Origin of the sequence: Sphingomonas sp. (assembly GCF_031380695.1) — a bacterium.
Taxonomy (GTDB): Bacteria; Pseudomonadota; Alphaproteobacteria; order Sphingomonadales; family Sphingomonadaceae; genus Sphingomicrobium.
The window spans coordinates 1-2,416 of the sequence record NZ_JANMWY010000171.1 but is presented as its reverse complement, the minus strand read 5'-3'; the positions used below and the strand labels follow the sequence as shown (position 1 = coordinate 2,416).

The window sequence follows — 2,416 nt, the reverse complement described above, 5'->3', positions numbered from 1 at the left end:
GTCCGTCCTTCGCCGGTGACCGGTTCCGCCCGGTCGGCCACGGCATGGTCCACTCGCTTGCCCAGCCGCTTGCCCGCCGCCGCCAGCAGGGGGGTCACGGTCAGCCCGATCGCGGTCACGATCGTCCAGAAATCGGCGGTCGCACGCGGCACCAGCCCCGCCGTTGCCGCCGCCGCCAGCACGATCAGGCTGGTCTCGGACGGGCTTGCCATCATGACGCCAGTCTCGATCGCCACTCCGCGCTGCGTCCCGCTCAGGCGCAGCAGCAGCATGGTCACCACCGCCTTCACGATCAACAGCGCCACCGTCGCGGCGAGCAGCATCGGCCAGTCGGCGACCAGCGCGCCGAGGTCGAGCCGCTTCCCCACCGGGCTCAGGACAATCCCCTGCGCAAGCCCGCGCAGCCGCGCCGTGACATTCTCCTCCGCCGAATCATAATCGGTTTCGGCGACCAGCACCCCGGCGATCAAAGCGCCCAGGATCGGCGACAGGCCGACCGCGCCGGTCGCCATGCTCGCCAGGATCACCGTCAGCAGGCTGACCGCGAGGAAAAGCTCGGGGCTCTTGGTCCGCGCCGCCTGGGCGAACAGGCTTGGCAGCACGAACCGCCCGATCAGCAGCAGCCCGGCGACCACCAGCCCGCCATAGACCAGCGTCCGCACCAGCCCGCCGACCGACGCATCGCCGCTCATCGCCTCGAGCAGGAACAGCAACGGCACCAGCGCCAGATCCTCGAACAGCAGCATCGCGAAGGCGGCGCGCCCGACCGCCGTCTGCGTCCCTGCGATCGGCAGCACCAGCGCGGTCGACGACAGCGCCAGCGCCAGGCCAAGCGCGGTCGCGCTCGCCGGTCGCTCCCCGACGATCAGCAACGCCGCACCGATCAGCCCTGCCGACACCAGCAGCTCCGCCGCCCCGACCCCGAACACCGCCCGCCGCATCGCCGCCAGACGCCGGAAACTCAGGTGCAGCCCCGCCGCGAACAGCAGGAAGATGATGCCCAGCTCGGCGAATGGCTCGATCCCGTGCGGGTTGGAAATCGACACTGCCTCGAGCCACGGGTGCGCCGGCGCCAGTGCCCCCAGCGCGAACGGTCCGGCGATGATCCCGACCAGGATGAAGCCGATCACCGGGCTGATCTTGATCCGCGCAAAAGCTGGAATGACGATCCCCGCCGCGCCGAGGATGGTCAGTGTATCGGACAGTCCCGTTCCGCCGATGCTCGTTGGTCCCGCCATAGGGCGGCTAGTGCCATGCCACGATGCGACTGTCACGGCGGCACCGCCTGACGGTTGGTGCGTTTTCCCGACGATTGGAGATAGTATATATGGCAAAATCGGTAAAAACCGGCGACAAGGTCGGTTGGAATTCGAGTGGCGGCCACTCGACTGGCAAGGTCGTCAAGAAGCTGACCAAGCCGACGCAGATCAAGGGCCACAAGGTCGCGGCGTCAAAGGACAATCCCGAATATTTGGTCGAAACGGCCGCAGGTAAGCAAGCGGCGCACAAGGCCAAGTCACTCAAAAAGTTATAATCTTTTTGCTGTCCTACTCGCGGCGAAGCTGTCAGTCTTTCGGCATGACGCCACCGCCCGATTGTTTGGATCTCGTGACCGGGCTCCGGTGGCCGCAAAACCGCGTTTCGTGTGTACTTTCGTGAACTTTGACATCAGATGCGCCGGATGGCCGACCTTCTGATCGCTGGCGGCGGGCCGGCCGGGATGCTCGCCGGGCTGCTCTTCGCCCGCGCCGGCTGCAGCGTCGTCGTATTTGAGAAGCACCCCGATTTCTTCCGCGATTTCCGCGGTGATACCGTCCACCCATCGACGATGGAGATTCTCGGCCAGCTCGGCATGCTCGGGCGGTTCCTTCAGCGTCCCCACGAAAAGCTCGACCACGCCCAGATCCGCATCGCCGATCGCGAATGGGCCATCGGCGACCTGTCGCACCTCCGGACCGCCGCCCCGTATATCGCCATGATGCCGCAGTGGGACTTCCTCGATTTCCTGCGTGACGAGGCCGCTGCCTTTCCCGGCTTCACGCTGGAAATGAGCGCCGAAGTGACTGGCTTCACTGAGCAGGAAAACCGGGTCACCGGCGTCACGCTGGCCGACGGTCGCACGATCCGAGCGCCGCTGACCATCGCCGCCGACGGCCGCTCGTCGCTCGCTCGCCAGCTCCTCCCGGCCGAGGTGCTCGGGGCACCGATGGATGTCTTCTGGTTCCGCATCGACAAGACCGACAATCCCGGCGACGCCCTGCGCGCTTCGGTCGCGGCGGGGCGCATGGTCGTGCTAATCGACCGGCGCAGCTATTGGCAGGTCGCCTACCTGGTTCCGAAAGGCGGCGCCGAAGCGGTTAAGGCAATGGGCGTCGACTGGATGGCGGGCGAAGTTGCCGCCGCCTTCCCCGACTTG

Annotated in this window: 3 protein-coding genes; 2 read left to right on the top strand and 1 reads right to left on the bottom strand. The window is 66.8% G+C overall.

Going from position 1 to position 2,416, the window contains the following annotated elements:
* On the bottom strand, nt 1–1,238 hold a 1,238-nt coding region (locus tag RMN84_RS06460; RefSeq protein WP_309611366.1), incomplete at its 3' end, for a cation:proton antiporter.
* An 89-nt stretch (nt 1,239–1,327) separates the two neighbouring features.
* Here RMN84_RS06460 and RMN84_RS06455 point away from each other — a divergent pair.
* Nucleotides 1,328–1,534, top strand: coding sequence for a DUF2945 domain-containing protein (locus RMN84_RS06455; protein ID WP_309611365.1), 207 nt, complete (start codon nt 1,328–1,330; stop codon nt 1,532–1,534).
* 147 nt (nt 1,535–1,681) lie between these two features.
* Nucleotides 1,682–2,416 (top strand): FAD-dependent monooxygenase (locus RMN84_RS06450; RefSeq protein WP_309611364.1); only part of this gene is annotated, 735 nt, incomplete at its 3' end.